This window comes from Pseudomonas phytophila (assembly GCF_025643095.1).
Classification (GTDB): domain Bacteria; phylum Pseudomonadota; class Gammaproteobacteria; order Pseudomonadales; family Pseudomonadaceae; genus Aquipseudomonas; species Aquipseudomonas quasicaspiana.
Genome location: NZ_CP081201.1, coordinates 1,388,439 through 1,408,693, shown reverse-complemented (window position 1 = coordinate 1,408,693; position 20,255 = coordinate 1,388,439). Strand labels below are relative to the sequence as shown.

General features: G+C 56.6%; 15 protein-coding genes. 6 read left to right on the top strand and 9 right to left on the bottom strand.

The window, feature by feature from the left end; translation table 11 throughout:
* Positions 1-229 precede the first annotated feature (229 nt).
* Positions 230-862, bottom strand: a complete 633-nt coding sequence (locus K3169_RS06180) for a TetR family transcriptional regulator (protein WP_099268598.1) — start codon at positions 860-862, stop codon at positions 230-232.
* Positions 863-1,111: 249 nt separating this feature from the next.
* On the opposite strand from K3169_RS06180, the gene K3169_RS06175 reads away from it, so the two are divergent.
* From K3169_RS06175 to adeC, 3 genes are read left to right on the top strand one after another with little or no spacing between them, the layout of a single operon-like run.
* Positions 1,112-2,266 carry an efflux RND transporter periplasmic adaptor subunit gene (locus tag K3169_RS06175; RefSeq protein ID WP_027900618.1) on the top strand — a complete coding sequence of 385 codons (1,155 nt, stop codon included), beginning with the start codon at positions 1,112-1,114 and terminating at the stop codon, positions 2,264-2,266.
* Positions 2,267-2,269: 3 nt separating this feature from the next.
* On the top strand, positions 2,270-5,431 hold the full coding sequence (locus K3169_RS06170) for an efflux RND transporter permease subunit (protein ID WP_231666332.1): 3,162 nt from the start codon (positions 2,270-2,272) through the stop codon (positions 5,429-5,431).
* Positions 5,428-6,888: an AdeC/AdeK/OprM family multidrug efflux complex outer membrane factor gene (gene adeC / locus K3169_RS06165; RefSeq protein WP_231677787.1), complete on the top strand. Its 1,461-nt coding sequence runs from the start codon at positions 5,428-5,430 to the stop codon at positions 6,886-6,888. The genes K3169_RS06170 and adeC overlap by 4 nt, the downstream gene beginning before the upstream one ends.
* Positions 6,889-6,965: 77 nt before the next feature.
* Here the strand turns inward: adeC and K3169_RS06160 are convergent, their stop codons facing one another.
* From K3169_RS06160 to pcaR, 5 genes are all read right to left on the bottom strand, one after another.
* Positions 6,966-8,255, bottom strand: coding sequence for an MFS family transporter (locus K3169_RS06160; protein ID WP_027900615.1), 1,290 nt, complete (start codon positions 8,253-8,255; stop codon positions 6,966-6,968).
* 305 nt (positions 8,256-8,560) lie between these two features.
* On the bottom strand, positions 8,561-9,763 hold the full coding sequence (gene pcaF / locus K3169_RS06155; protein WP_263270617.1) for a 3-oxoadipyl-CoA thiolase: 1,203 nt from the start codon (positions 9,761-9,763) through the stop codon (positions 8,561-8,563).
* Positions 9,760-10,539 carry a CoA-transferase subunit beta gene (locus K3169_RS06150; RefSeq protein ID WP_027900613.1) on the bottom strand — a complete coding sequence of 260 codons (780 nt, stop codon included), beginning with the start codon at positions 10,537-10,539 and terminating at the stop codon, positions 9,760-9,762. Before K3169_RS06150 ends, pcaF begins: the two co-directional genes overlap by 4 nt.
* A complete protein-coding gene (locus K3169_RS06145) occupies positions 10,539-11,396 on the bottom strand; it encodes a CoA transferase subunit A (protein ID WP_099268603.1) in 858 nt (285 codons plus the stop codon). The genes K3169_RS06150 and K3169_RS06145 overlap by 1 nt, the downstream gene beginning before the upstream one ends.
* A 143-nt stretch (positions 11,397-11,539) precedes the next feature.
* Positions 11,540-12,382, bottom strand: a complete 843-nt coding sequence (pcaR, locus tag K3169_RS06140; RefSeq protein ID WP_027900611.1) for a pca regulon transcriptional regulator PcaR — start codon at positions 12,380-12,382, stop codon at positions 11,540-11,542.
* Positions 12,383-13,268: 886 nt separating this feature from the next.
* Here pcaR and K3169_RS06135 point away from each other — a divergent pair.
* Positions 13,269-13,466 (top strand): hypothetical protein, encoded by a 198-nt coding sequence (locus K3169_RS06135; protein WP_099268604.1) that lies wholly within the window; start codon positions 13,269-13,271, stop codon positions 13,464-13,466.
* Between the two features lie 232 nt (positions 13,467-13,698).
* Positions 13,699-15,171: an inorganic phosphate transporter gene (locus K3169_RS06130; RefSeq protein ID WP_231677784.1), complete on the top strand. Its 1,473-nt coding sequence runs from the start codon at positions 13,699-13,701 to the stop codon at positions 15,169-15,171.
* 702 nt (positions 15,172-15,873) lie between these two features.
* On the opposite strand, the gene K3169_RS06125 is transcribed toward K3169_RS06130, so the two are convergent.
* Entirely contained in the window at positions 15,874-17,364 is a 1,491-nt protein-coding gene (locus K3169_RS06125) for a helicase HerA-like domain-containing protein (RefSeq protein WP_231675239.1), read from the bottom strand.
* A 380-nt stretch (positions 17,365-17,744) separates the two neighbouring features.
* On the opposite strand from K3169_RS06125, the gene K3169_RS06120 reads away from it, so the two are divergent.
* Positions 17,745-18,740 carry a lysylphosphatidylglycerol synthase transmembrane domain-containing protein gene (locus K3169_RS06120; protein ID WP_099270871.1) on the top strand — a complete coding sequence of 332 codons (996 nt, stop codon included), beginning with the start codon at positions 17,745-17,747 and terminating at the stop codon, positions 18,738-18,740.
* A 1-nt stretch (position 18,741) separates the two neighbouring features.
* On the opposite strand, the gene K3169_RS06115 is transcribed toward K3169_RS06120, so the two are convergent.
* Both K3169_RS06115 and purU read right to left on the bottom strand, forming a co-directional pair.
* Complete coding sequence (locus K3169_RS06115) at positions 18,742-18,927, bottom strand: hypothetical protein (protein ID WP_122708115.1); 186 nt, start codon at positions 18,925-18,927, stop codon at positions 18,742-18,744.
* 191 nt (positions 18,928-19,118) lie between these two features.
* Entirely contained in the window at positions 19,119-19,970 is an 852-nt protein-coding gene (gene purU, locus K3169_RS06110) for a formyltetrahydrofolate deformylase (protein WP_027900605.1), read from the bottom strand.
* Positions 19,971-20,255: the final 285 nt, after the last annotated feature.

Here is a 20,255-nt window from a genome sequence, read left to right as displayed (position 1 = left end):
AAGGGAGTTTCAAGGAGGAACAATACGGGGAAATCAATTTGGGAAATCAGCTACACACTTCAAGAAGCGTCCTACTCAAATCCTACAAATTTAGCCTCTGCCGCACGCTTTTAATGCCCAAAAGCGATAGTGGCATTACGCCAATTTGTAAGCATTGGGTAAAATGACTGGGCAGTCACGGCCTGCTTCACTGAAGATACAGCCGCTGGGCGGGAATCTGACAGAAGTTTCAGGTGCGTAGTGCAGGGCTAAGGCGCAGCATGTCCAGACCGGCATCTACCCATTTCTCGGCCCTGTCGCTGAGGGAATAGCTGTCAGGGACCAGCAGCCACTGGCCGAGCATGCCGTCGATATAGGCATGAAGGGCGATGGACGCACGGACGGTGTCCAGATCTGCAGGCAGTTGCCCTTTACGGACGGCGTTGCTCAACGCCAGGCCGATCCGGTCATTGCACTCCAGTGCGTTGACCTGACGCTGCTGGCGAAAGTCGCACATTTCATCGGTGAATTCGCATTTATGAAACAGAATCTCATTAATGCGCCGCGTTTTCGGGTCCTGTGTAATTTCATGAAACAAATGAATCAGCAGTTTTTTCATGCAACCCAACGGATCGGCCTCGTCCTCGCTTTCGCTTGCAAGGGCCATCTCTTCCAGTGGTTCCTGGATGCTGTCGAGCATCGCCTGCACCAGATCCGCCTTGTTACTGAAGTGCCAGTAAATTGCGCCGCGGGTCACGCCCGCCAAGGATGCGATATCCGCCAGAGTCGTACGCGCAACGCCTCTCTCGTAGAACGCTTTCTCAGCGGCCTCGAGAATCTGACTACGGGTAACCTGAGCTTCCTCTTTGGTACGACGGACCATGGCAGTAAAACCTCATTGAAAATGCCGCACGCCACGAATCATGTGGCTCTGAAGCAAAACCGGGCGGCATTTGTATTGCCTTGTCCCGAACCTGCAATCCCCAGCAGGCGCGGCTTACAGACGCAGAACTGGGTATTTACAAACAACCGTGAATGTAAGTATATTCATTAGCCTACTACTTATCCAGCCAGAATTTTTCACACCCTTTCACTTTTCTTGAGCACCCAGGCTCCTGACCCGAGGATCTTCATGCAATTCAAGCCAGCTGTTACCGTACTGGTCACTGCCGTCGCCCTGGCAACACTGCTCAGTGGATGCAGTAAAAAGGAAGAAGCCGCAGCTCCTGCAGCTGCACCTCCTCAGGTCGGCGTCGTTACCATCAAAGCTCAACCCTACACCCTGACATCGGAACTGCCGGGTCGCACCACGGCCTATCGCATCGCCGAAGTACGGCCACAGGTCAACGGCATCATTCTCAAGCGCCTGTTTACGGAAGGCGCCGACGTGAAAGCCGGCCAGCAGCTGTATCAGATTGATCCAGCGCTGTACGAAGCCACGGCCAACAGCGCCAAGGCGACATTGCAATCGGCCAAGTCTCTTGCTGATCGCTACAAGCAACTGGTCAACGAGCAAGCCGTAAGCCGTCAGGAATACGACACTGCGCTGTCCTCAAGCCAGGAAGCGCAGGCCACGTTGCAAACCGCTCAGATCAACCTGCGTTACACCAAGGTAATGGCCCCTATTTCCGGCCGTATCGGGCGTTCCGATGTAACTGAGGGCGCACTGGTTACCAGCGGTCAGACCAATGCCATGGCGACGATCCAGCAGTTGGACCCGATCTATGTTGACGTGACCCAGTCTTCCACTGAGATGCTCAAGCTGCGTCGCGACCTGGAGTCCGGCAAGCTGCAGAAGGCCGGTGACAACGCTGCAACGGTCAAGCTGACCCTTGAAGACGGAAGCGAATACAGCAAGCCGGGCAAACTGGAGTTCTCCGAAGTGTCGGTAGACCAGGCGACTGGCTCCGTGACCCTGCGTGCGGTGTTCCCTAACCCTGATCACACCCTGTTGCCGGGTATGTTTGTTCACGCTCAGCTGCAGGCGGGCATGAAAAGCGAAGCCATCCTTGCTCCACAGCAAGGCGTGACCCGTGACATGCGCGGCAAGCCATCTGCCCTGGTGGTCAACAAAGACAACAAGGTTGAGCAGCGTGAACTCATCGCCAACCGTACTTCAGGCGCTTACTGGTTGATCGAAAAAGGTCTGGAACCGGGTGATCGCGTCATCACTGAAGGTCTGCAATTCGTCAAGCCAGGCGCGCAAGTGACGGTCAAGGAAGCGACCAACCTCACGCCAGCCCAGTCCGCTGAGTCCGCCCCTGCCGCCACTGGCAAAGGTGAGTAACCGATGTCTAAATTCTTTATCGACCGCCCCATTTTCGCCTGGGTATTAGCCCTGGTGATCATGTTGGTGGGTACGCTTTCGATCCTGAAACTACCGATCAACCAGTACCCGGCCATTGCCCCTACAGCTATTGATATCCAGGTTACCTACCCAGGTGCTTCGGCGCAGACTGTGCAAGACACCGTGGTTCAGATCATTGAGCAACAGCTCAACGGTATTGATAACCTGCGTTATGTTTCCTCGGACAGTAACTCCGACGGCAGCATGACCATCACTGTGACCTTCAATCAGGGTACCAACCCGGATACCGCTCAGGTTCAGGTCCAGAACAAGCTCAACCTCGCCACCCCGCTGCTGCCGCAAGAAGTACAGCAACAGGGCCTGCGCGTTACCAAGTCGGTTAAAAACTTCCTGCTGGTTATCGGCCTGGTCGCCGAAGATGGCAGCGGTCTGACCCGGGAAGACTTGTCCAACTACATCGTTTCCAACATCCAGGACCCGATTTCCCGGACCTCCGGTGTGGGCGACTTCCAGGTGTTCGGTTCACAGTACGCCATGCGTATCTGGCTGGACCCCGCCAAGCTCAACAACTTCCAGATGACACCGGTTGATGTGAGCACGGCGATTTCTGCACAGAACGTACAGATCGCCACCGGCCAACTGGGCGGTCTGCCTGCCCTGCCCGGCACTCAGCTGAACGCTACGATTATTGGCAAGACGCGTCTGCAAACTCCTGAGCAATTCGGCAACATTCTGCTCAAGGTCAACACCGACGGTTCGCAAGTACGTCTGCGTGACGTGGCTCGTATTGAGCTGGGTGGCCAGAACTACAGCATTGATGCCCAGTTCAACGGCAACCCTGCTTCCGGTATGGCGATCAAACTGGCCTCCGGCGCCAACGCTCTGGACACCGCCAAGGCAATTCGCGCCACCGTCGCAAACCTGGAACCTTTCTTTCCGCCTGGCATGAAAGTGGTTTACCCGTACGACACCACCCCAACCGTGACCGAATCGATTTCGGGCGTAGTTGACACCCTGATCGAAGCGATCGTGCTGGTGTTCCTGGTGATGTACCTGTTCCTGCAAAACTTCCGCGCCACCGTCATTACGACGATGACGGTTCCGGTGGTACTGCTGGGTACGTTCGGCATCCTTGCGGCGTTCGGATTCACGATTAACACCCTGACCATGTTCGGGATGATTCTGGCCATCGGACTTCTGGTGGACGACGCCATCGTGGTGGTGGAAAACGTCGAGAGGGTCATGGCCGAAGAGCACTTGTCGCCCAAAGAGGCGACCAAGAAATCCATGGGGCAGATCCAGGGCGCACTGGTGGGTATCGCCATGGTGCTCTCGGCGGTACTGCTGCCAATGGCGTTCTTCGGGGGGTCTACAGGGGTTATTTATAAACAGTTCTCGATCACCATTGTTTCGGCGATGGCCCTGTCGGTTCTGGTTGCATTGATCTTCACCCCGGCGCTGTGCGCCACCATGCTCAAGCCGATCGATCCGGAAAAGCACGGCCAACCGAAAAAAGGCTTCTTCGGCTGGTTCAACCGCACGTTTGATCGTGGCGTAAACAGCTATGAGCGCGGCGTGAAGCGTATGGTGACTCACAAGCTGCCAGCGTTCGGCGTCTATCTGCTTATCGTTGCGGGCATGATCTTCCTGTTCACTCGCATCCCGAGCGCGTTCCTGCCGGAAGAAGACCAGGGCGTGATTTTCGCTCAGGTTCAGACCCCGGCAGGCTCGTCCGCAGAGCGTACGCAGAAAGTCATCGACGATATGCGTACCTTCCTGCTCGACAAAGAGAACGGTGAAGGCAAAGGCGTGAACTCGGTGTTCAGCGTCAACGGCTTCAACTTCGCCGGTCGTGGTCAGAGCTCGGGCCTTGCGTTCGTCATGCTCAAGCCGTGGGGCGAGCGTGACTCGGAAAACACCGTGTTCAAGATCGCCGAGCGTGCTCAGGCACACTTCTTCTCTTTCCGGGATGCGATGGTGTACGCCGTAGTTCCACCTTCGGTACTCGAACTGGGTAACGCAACCGGTTTCGACGTTTACCTGCAGGACCAGGGCGGTGTAGGCCACGACAAGCTGCTTGAGGCACGCAACCAGTTCCTCGGCATGGCGGCGCAAAGCAAGATTCTTGCAGGCGTACGCCCTAACGGCCTGGGCGATGAGCCGCAGTATCAGCTCACCGTCGATGACGAAAAAGCCAGTGCTCTGGGCATTACTTTGTCGAACATCAACCAGACCTTGTCCATCGCACTGGGTGGCAGCTACGTCAACGACTTCATCGACCGTGGTCGGGTGAAGAAAGTGTACGTGCAGGGTGAAGCGGCCAGCCGCATGACGCCTGAAGATCTGGGCAAGTGGTACGTGCGTAATGACGCCGGAACCATGGTGCCGCTGTCTGCCATTGCCAAAGGCGAGTGGATTTACGGTTCGCCGAAGCTGTCGCGTTATAACGGCGTAGCAGCAATGGAAGTTCTCGGTACACCGGCTCCGGGTTACAGCTCGGGTCAAGCCATGGCGGAAGTCGAAGCCATTGCCAAGAAACTGCCAGCAGGTATCGGTTACGCCTTCACCGGTCTGTCCTTCGAAGAACGTTTGTCCGGCTCTCAGGCACCTGCGCTGTATGCCCTGTCGATGCTGGTCGTGTTCCTCTGTCTGGCAGCACTGTATGAAAGCTGGTCGATTCCGATTGCGGTCATGCTCGTTGTACCGCTGGGTATCATCGGTGCCCTTATGGCAACCAGTCTGAGAGGCCTGTCCAACGACGTGTTCTTCCAGGTTGGCTTGTTGACGACCATCGGTCTGGCGGCGAAGAATGCGATCCTGATTGTCGAGTTTGCCAAAGAGTTGCATGAACAGGGCAAGAGTCTGGTGGATGCGGCGATGGAAGCCTGCCGCATGCGTCTGCGCCCGATCATCATGACCTCCATGGCGTTCATCCTCGGCGTAGTACCGCTGGCGATCTCCAGCGGTGCCGGTTCGGGTAGCCAGCACGCAATCGGTACAGGCGTAATCGGCGGTATGATCACCGCCACCGTCCTGGCAATTTTCTGGGTCCCAATGTTCTACGTTGCCGTGTCGTCGATGTTCAAGAGCAAGTACGACAAGGAACACGAGAAACAAATCTCACATGATGAGGCTGGCCAATGAGCAAGTCCCTGATCTCCCTGGCAGTCACTGCGGTCATCCTCAGTGGTTGCTCGCTGATCCCTGAATACAAGCAACCTGCGGCTCCGGTCGCGGCGCAGTACCCGCAAGGTCCGGCTTACTCGCCGACTGAAGCGGCGAACGTCGCGGCAGCCGAACAGGGCTGGCGTCAGTTTTTCCATGACCCGGCCTTGCAACAGCTGATCCAGACGGCGCTGGTCAACAACCGCGACCTGCGTGTCGCGGCGCTGAACATCGACGCCTACCGCGCCCAGTACCGCATTCAGCGTGCTGATCTGTTCCCGGCTGTTTCTGCCGATGGCAGTGGCAGCCGCCAGCGCTTGCCCGCTGACCTGTCGACTACCGGTGAGTCGCGTATCAGCAGCCAGTATTCGGCAACGCTAGGCGTCAGCGCCTATGAGCTGGATTTGTTCGGCAGGGTTCGCAGCCTGAGCGAGCAAGCCTTGCAGACTTACTTCTCCAGCGAAGAAGCACGTCGCAGCACGCAGATCAGCCTGGTGGCCAACGTCGCCAATGCCTATATGACCTGGCAGGCCGATAAAGAACTGCTCAAGCTGACCGAAGAAACACTCAAGACCTACGAAGAAAGTCTGCGTCTGACTTCCCGTAGCAACGAAGTGGGCGTCTCGTCGGCGCTGGATCTGAGCCAGGCACGCACCTCGGTGGAGAGCGCCAAAGTGGCTCTGGCGCGCTACCAGCGTCAGGTCGCTCAGGATCAGAACAACCTGACCCTGTTGCTGGGTACTAACCTGCCAGACAATCTGCCGCCCGCTCAGCCTTTGAGTGCCGACCTGTTGAGCGCTTTGCCGGCGGGCCTGCCTTCTGACCTGCTGCAGCGTCGTCCGGATATTCTGCAAGCCGAGCACACCTTGCAGGCTGCCAATGCCAATATCGGCGCGGCCCGTGCTGCGTTCTTCCCCAGCATCAGCCTGACAGCCAATGCCGGTACGATCAGCCCGGATCTTTCCGGTCTGTTCAACGGCGGTTCGGGTACCTGGTTGTTCCAGCCAAGCATCAACATTCCGATCTTCAACGCCGGTAGCCTGCGCGCCAGCCTGGATTATTCAAAAATCCAGAAAGAGATCAGCGTCGCCAACTACGAGAAGGCGATTCAGACCGCCTTCCAGGAAGTCTCTGACGGCCTGGCCTCGCGCAAAACTTACAACGAGCAGTTGCAAGCTCAGCGTGATTTCGTCAACGCCAACCAGGACTACTATCGTCTGGCCGAGCGTCGCTACCGGATCGGGATCGACAGCAACCTGACGTTCCTTGATGCTCAACGCTCGCTGTTCAGCGCACAACAATCGCTGATCACCGACCGTCTCTCCCAACTCACCAGCGAGGTCAACCTGTACAAGGCCCTCGGCGGTGGTTGGTATGAGCAAACCGGACAGGCCAAACCGATCGACAAAGAGAAGCCAACAGTTCAGTTGTTCTGACCCCTGTTCTGATAAGCGACTCAATAAAAAACCCACCTCATCGGTGGGTTTTTTATTGAGTCAGAGAAAGTGATTTATCAGTGATCGTGATGCAGATACGCCGGTTGCTTGGGCAGGCGCAGGCTGAACAGAAACGCGACGGCCATCATGATCGTCACGTACCAATAGAAATTGTTCTCCATGCCCTGATTTTTCAGGCTCAGTGCAACAAATTCTGCGGAGCCACCAAATACCGCGTTAGCCACTGCGTACGCCAGACCGACTCCCAGCGCACGAACTTGCGGAGGGAACATTTCGGCTTTCACCAGACCGCTGATGGAGGTGTAAAAGCTCACGATTGCCAGCGCACAGGTGATGAGCAGAAAAGCCAGGAAAGGACTGGTCGTGGTTTTCAATGTCATCAGGATCGGCACCGTACAAAGCGTACCCAGAGCGCCGAACCACAGCATCGAGTTACGGCGACCGATCTTGTCGGCCAGCATGCCGAACAGCGGCTGCATGCACATGTACAGGAACAGAGCGCCGGTCATGATGTAACTGGCGGTCTTGGGATCCATGCCACCCGTGTTCACCAGGTACTTCTGCATGTACGTGGTGAAGGTGTAGAAAATCAGCGAGCCGCCTGCGGTGTAGCCCAATACTGTGATGAACGCAGCCTTATGATCGCGAAACAGTGCGCTGATGCTCCCGGCGTCCTTGTCCTGACGCATTTCAGCAGTGGTGGTTTCCTCAAGCGAGCGACGCAACAGCAGCGAGATCACCGCTGCAACCGCACCGATCACGAACGGAATGCGCCAGCCGTAGGCTCGCAGCTCTTCAGTGCTGAGAAACTGTTGCATGATTACGACGGTAAGCACCGCCAGCAGTTGCCCGCCGATCAACGTCACGTACTGGAACGAGGCGAAAAAGCCTCGCTGGCCGCGCAACGCCACTTCACTCATGTACGTCGCCGTGGTGCCGTACTCGCCCCCTACCGACAAGCCTTGAATCAGTCGCGCCAGCAACAGCAAAGCCGGTGCCCACACGCCAATCGTTGCGTAGGTCGGCAAACAGGCAATCATCAACGAGCCACCGCACATCATCAGTACGGCAATCATCATTGAGTTCTTGCGGCCGTGCTTGTCAGCCACCCGCCCAAACAACCAGCCACCGATAGGCCGCATCAAGAACCCGGCAGCGAACACGCCTGCGGTATTGAGCAACTGAACGGTAGGATCATCGGACGGGAAGAACGCCGGAGCGAAGTAGATGGCGCAGAAAGCGTAGACGTAGAAATCGAACCACTCGACCAGATTGCCTGAGGAGGCGCCCACAATCGCAAAGATCCTTTTGCTGCGTTCTTCACCCGTGTAATGCGTGGTTGTCATTATTTTTCCCCATTAAAGCTGAACAGTCATCCAGGACATAAGCTGTAACATGTTTTGGGACAACAAGCAGCTTTATGGAATTCCATTGCAGGGCCAGGTGCCATCGAAGGCCATGATTTTAGGGGATGTAATGCAATACCCTGTGGGATAACAAAGATCCAACATGGAAATGCAATCTCCTGTGGAAGCTGGGCTTGCCCGCGATAAGGTTAGATGCAATCTGAAGTGAACCGCGTCCGGCCTTATCGCGAGCAAGCCCAGCTCCCACAGAAGCCTGAGATCTCAATTCAGGCAGTGGTTATCCGCTATCGCTCAATCGCCAACGCCAGCCCCTGCCCTACGCCGACGCACATGGTCGCCAGACCTCGACGACCACCGCTTTTTTCCAGTTGATGCAGCGCGGTCAACACTAACCGTGCGCCGCTCATGCCCAAGGGATGACCCAAGGCGATGGCGCCCCCGTTGGGGTTCACTTGCGGTGCATCATCGGCCAGCCCTAGCTCACGGAGAACCGCCAGGCCCTGACTGGCAAAGGCTTCATTGAGCTCGATCACATCAAAATCGCTTACTGCCAGGCCAAGGCGCTCCACCAGCTTACGCACCGCAGGCACCGGGCCGATGCCCATGACGCGCGGCGCGACACCGGCACTGGCCATGCCGAGAATGCGTGCCCGGGGCGTCAGGCCATGCTTTTTGACCGCTTCGGCAGACGCCAGAATCAGCGCGGCGGCACCGTCGTTGACCCCAGACGCATTACCTGCGGTGACGGTCTTGTCCGCACCATTGACCGGCTTCAGTTTGGCCAGGGTTTCCAGGCTAGTGTCAGCGCGTGGATGTTCGTCTTGCTCCACCAACGTTTCACCCTTTTTATGGGCAACGCGCACTGGAGTGATTTCTTCTTTAAAAAAGCCCGCAGCCTGAGCAGCGGCAGTGCGCTGTTGGCTGCGCAGGGCGAAAGCGTCCTGATCGGCTCGAGAAATCTTGAAATCATCGGCGACGTTGTCACCGGTTTGCGGCATGGAATCGACGCCGTATTGCTCTTTCATCAAGGGATTGATGAAACGCCAGCCAATGGTGGTGTCTTCCAGCTTCATGTTGCGTGAGAACGCAGCGTCGGCTTTACCCATTACAAAAGGCGCGCGCGACATCGACTCAACGCCACCGGCAATCGCCAGCTCCATCTCGCCAGCAGCAATCGCCCGAAATGCCGTACCGATGGCGTCCATGCCCGAGGCGCACAGACGGTTAAGGGTGACGCCGGGAATCGTCTCCGGCAGGCCAGCCAGCAACGCAGCCATGCGCGCTACGTTGCGGTTGTCTTCACCGGCCTGGTTAGCGCAGCCGAAAAAGACTTCGTCCACTTCATTCCAGTTGACCGAAGGGTTTCGCTCCATCAGCGCCTTGATCGGCACCGCGGCCAGGTCATCCGCGCGAACGCTGGCCAATCCACCGCCAAAGCGGCCAATGGGGGTACGAATCGCATCGCAGATAAATACTTCGCGCATCATGCTTCTCCCGGTGCTTGGCCGTGCGCTTTAGCGGTTCGGGCTTCCAGATCACGTAGAGCGGCAAGCTCTGTTTCGCTTGGCTCGGCGGAGTACTCGACGTTTTCGGCGAAACGCAGTTCCCAACCGGTGGCCGCAATAACCTGCTCGCGGGTTACGCCGGGGTGCAAGGTAGTCACCACAAACTCGTTAGTGCCCTCTTCCGGTTCCATGATGCACAGGTCAGTAATAATCCCGACCGGCCCTGCGCCAGGCAATCCAAGACGCTTGCGAGAATCACCACCCTCGCCATGGCCAACCGATGTGATGAAATCCAGCTTGTCGACGAAAGCACGCGCGGATTGCTTGAGGATGATCAAGACCTGCTTGGCGGACCCGGCAATTTCCGGCGCGCCGCCTGCGCCTGGCAGACGTACCTTCGGGTTGTTGTAATCACCGACCACCGTGGTGTTGATGTTGCCGAAACGATCAACCTGGGCAGCGCCAAGAAACCCCACATCAACGCGACCACCTTGAAGCCAGTAACGGAAGATCTCACTGGTGGACACAACCGTGTCAGCCGTTTCCGCCAGTTCGCCATCGCCGATGGACAGCGGTAACACACTAGGCTTGGCACCAATCGGACCTGACTCGTAAATCAGCACGACGTCCGGCGAGGACGTAAGACGCGCCAGATTCGCGGCCTTGGAAGGCAGACCGATACCGACAAAGCAGACCGCGCCGTTACGCAGACGACGAGCCGCTGCCACTGTCATCATTTCACTGGTGGTGTAAGTCATTATTTTGCCTCCGAAGCGCTGGCCAACTTGCTCTGGAATTCGCTGAAATCCGCGGTGCCTTGAATGTATTCCTTGATCCATGCGCTAAAACTTTCGCGGTCACGGGCAATCGGGTCCCAGGCCTGGTAGAACCGGTTGTCGCGCTCGTAGTAACCGTGGGCGTAGGACGGATGCGCGCCACCGGGCACATGGCAAACCGCACTCAGTGCCCAGGTCGGAAGCACGCAGGCATTCATCGGCGCATTCAGGTCGTCGACGATCTCTTCCACAGTAACGATGCAGCGTTTGGCAGCCAGCGCAGCTTCCTTCTGCACACCGAGGATGCCCCACAGCAACACGTTGCCTTTGCGATCGGCCTTCTGCGCGTGAATCACTGTCACATCAGGACGCACTGCGGGCACTGCCGCGAGCACCTCGCCGGTGAATGGGCAAGTTACCGTCTTGATCAGCGGATTGACCTTGGGCAGATCGGAACCGGCGTAAGCGCGCAAGACAGCGAACGGCAGACCGGATGCGCCCGCAACATAGGCGTTAGCCAGGTCGGCATGGCTGTGCTCTTCGATTTCCATCGAGTGTGGCCACTGCTTTTCAACGGCGTCACGCAGACGATGCAGAGAGCCAACTCCAGGATTACCGCCCCACGAGAAAATCAGACGCTTCGCACACCCTGCGCCTATTAACTGGTCGTAGATAAGGTCCGGCGTCATACGCACTAACGTCAGGTCTTTTTTACCCTGACGAATGATTTCGTGGCCTGCGGCCGTGGGGATCAAATGGGTGAAGCCTTCCAGCGCAACGGTGTCGCCATCGTTGACCAATTGCTTCACGGCGTCGCGTAGAGAAAGAATTTCAGCCATGAGGTGCTCCCGAACTCAAATTGCATCCAATGAACAGCGTAGATGGGCTACGCTGGAATGGACTTGAGGTTATGCCGGGGCCTGAGGCCAAACAATCCGATAATCGATTATTCGTTCGTTAATCGCACAAATTCAGTGTGCTATCAGGTGAACAATTGCGTACTTAAATCTCTGCTCGCATCCAGCATGATAGGCAGGAAACGCTGTTCCAGCTCGCTTCTGGCCACACGGCCTGCGCTGGTACTCACGTTCAGTGCTGCGAGGACCTGACCGGACGCGTCATAGACCGGTACCGCAATCGAGCGCAACCCTTGCTCCAATTCCTGATCGACGATACACCACCCCTGCTGACGGACTTGCTGAAGACATTCAAACAGCGCTTCTGTCGAGCGAATCGTCCGGCTGGTCTTGGGCTGCAGGTCCACATGATCAAGGTATTCGCGCAATGTCACATCGTCCAGCGCCGAGAGCAGGATGCGGCCCATGGACGTGCAATAGGCAGGCAGTCGGCCGCCGACCGAAAGGTCCACTGAAATAAGACGCTGCGTAGTGGCGGACCGAGCGATATACAGAATGTCTTCACCCTCCAGGGTCGCCATGTTGCAGGCTTCATGGAGCTGATCGCTCATCCGGTCCAGATAGGGCTGAGACGATACCGCCAGCGGCGTCGACGAAAGATAAGCGTGGCCGAGCGTCAGCACCTTCGGCAGCAGCGAATAGGTTCGACCATCCGTCGTTGCATAGCCAAGTTTGATCAACGTCAGCAGACAACGCCTTACCGCCGCTCGCGGAATTTCCGTGCGATGGCTGATCTGGGCAATGGTCAGATGCCGTTTGCGCTCCTGAAAAGCGTGAATCACCGCCAGCCCTCTGGCCAGCGAAGTCATGAAATCCGGGTCGCCGGTCAGTGCCTGAATCCGCTTGGCGGGCGATGCCACGATTGGTGGCGCCAACGAAGCAAAAGAATTACGCAGTTCATCATTCATTGCCACTACCTCGGTGAACCCTGTCAGGCCTTATAAATCATAGCCTCCACGCTTTTCCGCGACTTTTTAGCGGAAAGCATTCGAGCCACTTTGGGCGATTATCGAACAAGTGGCCGATAATCGCAATTGACCCACCGCAAAGATACTTATACCTTTGCATAGCCTTAAGTGGCTTCTTGGAAATACTGGTCAGGTACCCACGAGAAGTCCAAGGTACGGCCTTGCCCATGAAGCGAGGCCGTTTTTATTCCCGCATGCTTACCCCCTACGCATGATATCGAAAAGCCACAAATCGACGGTTTGTGTTCTCCTCATGCGTGCTTCTGTCACAAATATCGCTTGTTCTGCACATACGCCCCATGTCGCAACGAACTATGCCGTCAGAATTCTGTCTGTTACCGTCAATATTGAGGACATCAAAGTTACGTCGTATGTCACTCACTGAAACTTCGGAACTGTCGTACAAGAAAAGTGTTTTACCGAAGTCTTTTCATAATCAACTGCACATATAGTTGACTGATTGGAAGTTCTTGGAGATAGTACCTGCCACTTGGCTCGTAATAACGATTCGCAGTGGTTGCAGTACCGGGCGCCATGCCCAGGCATACCACAGGATCGAGGCACCGCAGCAATGCTGCCAAAGCATTATGCTCGCGAAGGAATTTCCAGCCAAAGTAGCCATCGCACTCGCAACTCAAACGACTGTCGCTACGACAATTATGTTTTCTGGTGTCCGTAGCCGCGAGCCGCTGGATGTTCAGATCATGGCCTGGTTCAGAATTTGATTGGCGGAAGCCTTTCAGCAATCTCTGAACAAGACCCTGTGTGGACTATCAAGCCGCTCAGCGATAACGCCAGATTAATTTTGACTTGATCAGGTAACAAAGTGACCAAAGATGAACTGCGCGCGGAACTTGAGCGCCAGGAACAACGCTACAAGGAAGTTTATGGTGGCGAAATCACCACCTACGCCGCTCAACCAGAGCCGGAACGCAAACCTTGGCGCAAGAAGGCCAGCATTCTCGATCAGGCCTTCAAGCAAGAACTGCAAAAAATGGAAAAAGACCTGAGCGAAGAGGGATAACCCTTCAGCTCTGCGAACCGGGCTACCTCTGATGGCCCGGGCAGATTTTTCAGAGCGGCCAACTGTTTTGCATGACTGCTAAAAGGCTCCAATGTCCTCTTGACTTATCAATGGGGATGCTTCGCCGAGGATAAAATTTAGATAATCGGCGATACCAATCGGCAGTCGACACATCGATCTGTATTTTTTCTGTCATAATCCCGCCCCCTTCAGACCGGGTCAGAAAACCTTCATGATCGATTTATTCAGCGGACTAGATGCCTGGGTACTTGTGAGCCTGCTGCTCGCCCTGGCTTTCGTCCTCACCTTCGAGTTCATCAACGGCTTTCATGACACCGCAAACGCGGTGGCGACAGTCATTTACACCAAAGCGATGCCGCCGCATCTGGCCGTATTCTTCTCCGGGATCTTCAATTTCCTGGGGGTGCTGCTGGGCGGGGTCGGCGTTGCCTATGCCATCGTTCACCTCCTCCCGGTTGAACTGCTGATCAACGTCAACACCGGCCACGGCCTGGCCATGGTTTTCTCGCTGCTCGCAGCGGCGATTACCTGGAACCTGGGCACCTGGTATTTCGGTATTCCGGCATCGAGTTCTCACACGCTGATCGGCTCGATCCTCGGCGTGGGTCTGGCGAACGCGCTGATCAACGACATTCCGCTGGCAGACGGGGTTAACTGGCAAAAAGCGATCGATATCGGCGCCTCGCTGGTTTTCTCACCACTGGCGGGCTTCCTCGTTGCTGCGCTGGTCCTGATAGGACTTAAATGGTGGCGACCACTGTCGAAAATGCACAAGACGCCTGAACAGCGTCGCAAGCTCGACGACAAGAAGCATCCGCCATTCTGGAACCGTCTGGTGCTGGTGATTTCCGCCATGGCGGTAAGCTTTGTGCACGGCTCCAACGATGGTCAGAAAGGTATCGGCCTGATCATGCTGGTCCTGATCGGTATCGTGCCAAGCCAGTTCGTACTGGACTTGAACAGCACCACTTACCAGATCGAACGTACCCGTGATGCAACCTTGCACCTCAGTCAGTTCTATCAGCGCAACAACAGCACCCTGGGCGAGTACCTGGCGCTGGGTAAAGCGGAAAAAGGTGATCTGCCGGAAAGCTCCAGCTGCAACCCGGAGCAAACCGAACCGACGATTGCTGCCCTGCTCGACAACCTCACCGGCGTGGCCGATTACCACTCTCTGACTCCCGAGCGGCGCATCGAAGTACGTCGCTACCTGCTGTGCCTGGACGACACCGCACGCAAGGTCGCCAAGCTGCCAAACCTCGGCGCACGTGAAAAATCGGATCTGGATAAACTGCGCAAAGACCTGACCGCGACCACTGAATACGCCCCATTCTGGGTGATTCTGGCCGTGGCGCTGGCGTTGGGTATCGGCACCATGGTCGGCTGGAAACGCGTCGTGCTGACCATTGGCGAGAAGATCGGCAAACAAGGCATGACTTACGCACAAGGCATGTCGGCGCAGATCACCACAGCGTGCGCCATTGCGGCGGCCAACATTTTCAGCCTGCCGGTTTCCACGACGCACATTCTGTCCTCTGGCGTCGCAGGCACCATGGTCGCCAACAAAAGCGGCCTGCAAGGCGGCACTGTGCGCACCATCCTCCTGGCCTGGGTGCTGACCCTGCCAGCGACGGTGGCCCTGTCGGCCGGTCTGTTCTGGTTGGCGTCCAAAGCGCTGTCTTGACAGAAACGCCATCGCGGGAAAATCCCGCGATGGCGTTTCACTGCATTCGCGAAGGCGGCGTTCCTAACGACCCATATGCTGTGAATGTACTGGCCCCTTCGCGAATGAATTCGCTCCCACTGGGTTGCGCACGCCTCAGGTTGACGCTAATCCTGTGGGACCGAATTCATTCGGGAAGGCGGCGTTCCTGACGACCCAGATGCTGTGAATGTACTGCCCATTCGCGAATGAATTCGCTCCCACTGGGTTGCGCACGCCTCAGGTTGACGCTAATCCTGTGGGACCGAATTCATTCGGGAAGGCGGCGTTCCTGACGACCCAGATGCTGTGAACGTACTGGCCCCTTCGCGAATGAATTCGCTCCCACTGGGTTGCGCACGCCTCAGGTTGACGCTAATCCTGTGGGACCGAATTCATTCGGGAAGGCGGCGTTCCTGACGACCCAGATGCTGTGAACGTACTGGCCCCTTCGCGAATGAATTCGCTCCCACTGGGTTGCGCACGCCTCAGGTTGACGCTGATCCTGTGGGACCGAATTCATTCGGGAAGGCGGCGTTCCTGACGACCCAGATGCTATGAACGTACTGGCCCCTTCGCGAATGAATTCGCTCCCACAGGGATCTGAAGTCCTGGCAGGCCAACACAAAATATCCCACAGGTGCATCGCACAGTGCGGTCGCCAATATCCTCCGCGGATATTAACTACCTGCGCTTCTTACCCCCACCCAGCAACGACCCCAACAACCCTCGCACCAACTGACGCCCCAACTGATTCGCCGCCTGGCGCACAGCGCTTTTCATTGCCTGCCCCGCGACACCACCCAGAAACTCACCGGCCATGTCACTGAAGCTTTCCTGCTCCTTGGCGCTCTTTGTTGGCGCAGCCTCCGTTTCGGATACAGCGACTTTTCGCGCAATAAGCATTTCATAGGCCGATTCACGATCAACAGGCTTGTCATAGCGCGCGGCCAGTGGCGACTGGGCAATCAGACTGACACGCTCGGTATCGGTCAACGGCCCGATTCTTGATTGCGGCGGCGCGACCAGCACTTGCTGGACCATCGCTGGAGTGCCCTTGTCCTGCAATGTACCGACCAGCGCTTCGCCGATGCCGAGTTGCGTAAGCACCGCCAGCGTGTCGATAGCCGGATTGGGTCTGAACCCGTCTGCCACGGCGCGCAACGATTTCTGCTCTTTGGCAGTAAACGCGCGCAAGCCGTGCTGGATGCGTAACCCCAATTGCGCCAGTACCTGATCAGGCAAGTCACCCGGCGACTGGGTGACGAAATACACGCCCACGCCTTTGGAGCGAATCAACCGCACCACTTGCTCAAGCCTGTCCTGCAACGCCTTGGGCGTGTCGGCAAACAGCAAATGCGCTTCATCGAAAAACAACGCCAGTATCGGTTTGTCTGCGTCACCGCGTTCCGGCAACTGCTCGAACAACTCGGCAAGAAGCCACAACAGGAAAGTCGCGTAGACCTTGGGCGCCTCATGCACGAGTCGGCTGGCGTCGAGCAAATGAATACGCCCTCGCCCATCGTTCGCAGGCCTCAGGATATCTTCCAGTTGCAGGGCTGGCTCCCCGAACAACGCCTCAGCGCCCTGCTGTTCGAGCACCGCCAGTCGGCGCTGCAAGGCCTGGCTCGAACCGGTAGTCATCAGCGAGCTGTCTTCACCCAGCAACTGCGGATTGTCACGCAGATGATTGAGTAACGCTTTGAGATCCTTGATATCAAGCAGCAACAAGCCTTCCCGGTCCGCCACTTTGAAGGCCGCGTAAAGCGCGGCTTGCTGACTGTCCGTCAGCTCCAGCAAGCTGCCCAGCAACAGCGGACCCATTTCGCTCAGCGTCGTGCGCAGTGGATGACCGGACTTCCCGTGAACGTCCCACAAAGTAACCGGATAGGCTTTCGGTGTGTGATTGAGCCAAGGCATGCCAGCAATCCGCTCGGCAATCTTGCCTTGCGGTGCACCCGCTGCGCCCAGCCCGCACAAGTCGCCCTTGATATCAGCGGCGAACACCGCAACGCCGGCATCACTGAAGGCTTCGGCCAGACGTTGCAGCGTCACCGTCTTGCCGGTCCCGGTCGCTCCCGCCACCAGACCATGACGATTCCCCAGGCGCAGTGCCTGACTCACCGGTAGCCCGTCGGGACCGGCACCTATCACAATGTTCTGAACGTCTGACATGTCATCACCTGTCTTGATCGTTGTATCAGTGTGGTCCACGCGTAAGGAAACAGTGCGAAACTTAACGCTATAGCAGGGAAGGAAGGATGCAACCCCTGGTAGGAGCGAACTTGTTCGCGAGGGTTTGGCTGGCGATGCTCATCTATCGTTTTGGCCGGCGCTTCGCGAACAAGTTCGCTCCTACCGGGTATGCGCAGTTCGCAGGAGCGGCTTTAGCCGCAAGCGCGTCAGCAACACACTATCGACACCACCTGACGAACATCTGCCGTAATCGGTGGTCAACGTTAAACTTTTCCGTGATCATCCAGCGCAAGGCCAAACACCCCCATGACTGCATTTATCTCGCTGGCCCACCTGCTGCAACCTTCAGAGCATCAAGAATGAAGCGAATTGCATGGTTGGCTATTGGCTTGCTGGCAGCCGTGCTGATCCCTTTGCTGTTGGGCGGCGGCGATATCTTTCAGCGTCTGCGCAGCTTTCCCTTCCCGCTATTGATGGTGATGTTCGGCATGATCATCCTCTGCTGGGGCCTGAATACCCTACGCATGCGGATCCTGTTGGGGGATAGCGCACAAAAGCTGACAATCAATAAAAGCCTGGGCCTGATTATGGCCAGCGAGTTTGCCTATTGCGCAACGCCCGGTGGCAGCGGTGGGCCACTGACGTTGATGGCAGTGCTCGCCCGAAATGGCGTCAGACCAGCAAAAGCCAGCGCAGTATTCGCCACAGACCAACTTAGCGACCTGGTGTTTTTCCTCGTGGCGTTGGTAGGAATTATGTTCTATGCGCTATTCCACACGCTCAGTGAGCGTATGGAATGGCTGTTGGGCTTCAGCGCAGTGCTCGTCGTGGGCAGCCTGTGCCTGTTTCTGGGATTCGCCCGCTTCCATCGTCAGGTCATCAAGTTCAACGGCCGGTTGCTGAAGCGCTTCAAAACCAAAAGCACAACCCGGTTTCGTTGGGCACGCAAGGTTTTGCATTTCCGCGATGCGCTGGCTGAAACCTGGAAAATGCCACGTCAGAAACTGATCGCAGTGTTTGTGCTGACCTGCCTGCATTGGGGGCTGCGCTACAGCATTTTGTACCTCGCGCTGCTGGGCCTGGGCGTCAATGTGCAGTGGGCCTGGACGTTTCTGATTCAGATGCTGTCGCTGACGGCCGGACAGTTCAGCCTGCTGCCGGGAGGCGCAGGTACTGCCGAGCTGACATCTGCTGCGCTGTTGGCACCCATGGTCGGTAAATCCACCGCAGCGGCCGCGATTCTGATCTGGCGCACAGTGACCTACTACTTCTATCTGGTCGTGGGCGGGCCAATTTTCCTGCTGATGGTCGGTCGACCACTGCTGAACAAACTGATGCGCTTCAACCAGATCTGAATCAAGTGTCGGATTTGTCGCCTGGTTGCAGGTCTTTATCCGCCAGAGTGGCGCGCCAAAGCTCGGCAGCGCCGTCGAAATCGGCACCGTCTTCTGGCGTCAACGCATCCGGATCATAGCGACTGAGGCACCCCTCACCCAGAGTGGGGGGCGCTGTTGAAGTGGCTTTATCGAGGGGATCGGTCATGACGGTTACCCTGGAAGCTTGCTAACACACTTGAGCCGAGGTGCGATTTAACTGTGGGAGCGAATTCATTCGCGAAGGGGCCGGACCTGAAAATATATCAGCGCATGCACCATTATCTTCGCGAATAAATTCGCTCCCACATAGCGACACACCCAGGAAACGACGTCGCATCCCGAGTGCACAAAAGCAGCTTAGTCGAACACTACCGTCTTGTTGTCGTGCACCAGCACGCGATCTTCCAGGTGGTAGCGCAAGCCACGAGCCAGAACCATCTTCTCCACGTCGCGACCGAAACGCACCATGTTTTCAATGCTGTCGCTGTGGCTGACGCGTACCACGTCCTGCTCGATGATCGGGCCTGCATCCAGCTCTTCAGTGACATAGTGACACGTTGCGCCGATCAACTTGACGCCTCGCAGAGAGGCCTGGTGATAAGGCTTGGCCCCGACGAATGAAGGCAGGAAGCTGTGGTGAATATTGATGACCTGATGGGCATATTCACGGCACAGCTGCGGCGGCAGGATCTGCATGTAACGCGCCAGCACCACCACGTCCGCCTGATGATGAGCAACCAGACGTGAAACTTCGGCAAATGCCGGCTCCTTGTCCGTCGGGTTCACCGGCACGTAGTAATAAGGAATGCCATGCCATTCGACCATGCTGCGCAAATCCTGGTGGTTGGAAATCACGCAGGCAATTTCACAGTCCAGTTCATCGCTGTGCCAGCGGTGCAGCAAGTCCGCCAGACAATGGGACTCGCGACTTGCCATCAATACAACGCGCTTCTTCTGTGCCGAGTCAGTGATGCGCCAGTCCATCGCAAACTCTTCAGCGATAGGGGTGAACGCCTCGCGGAACGCGTCGAGATCAAAGGGCAGCGTATCGGCACGAATTTCATGACGCATGAAGAACCAGCCACTCTGGTTGTCAGAGTGATGGCTGGCTTCGGTAATCCAGCCGTTATAGGACGCCAGAAAGTTACTGACTTTGGCAACGATGCCGACACGGTCCGGGCATGAAATCACCAGACGAAAAGTGCGCATTGGGGGAAACTCCAGAACTTCGCAAAGGCGGCTATTCTAGCGACTGCGCAGGAAAACTGCAGTAGTCCTGTAAAACTGATTGGTGACTGCCGCCGGTACCCTGGCATGCCGAAATCGCCACCTTGCCACACCGGTAGCTGATTCCTGAACGAACGCTTAAGAAGCTGCGATTTAAACGCCTTAATAGCGACTATCTTTACCACATGCGCTACGCCATTTAGTTTATGAAGCGTCTGTAGGACGCGGTATATTTCTAAATAATTCAAATAAAACTTTTCTTTAATG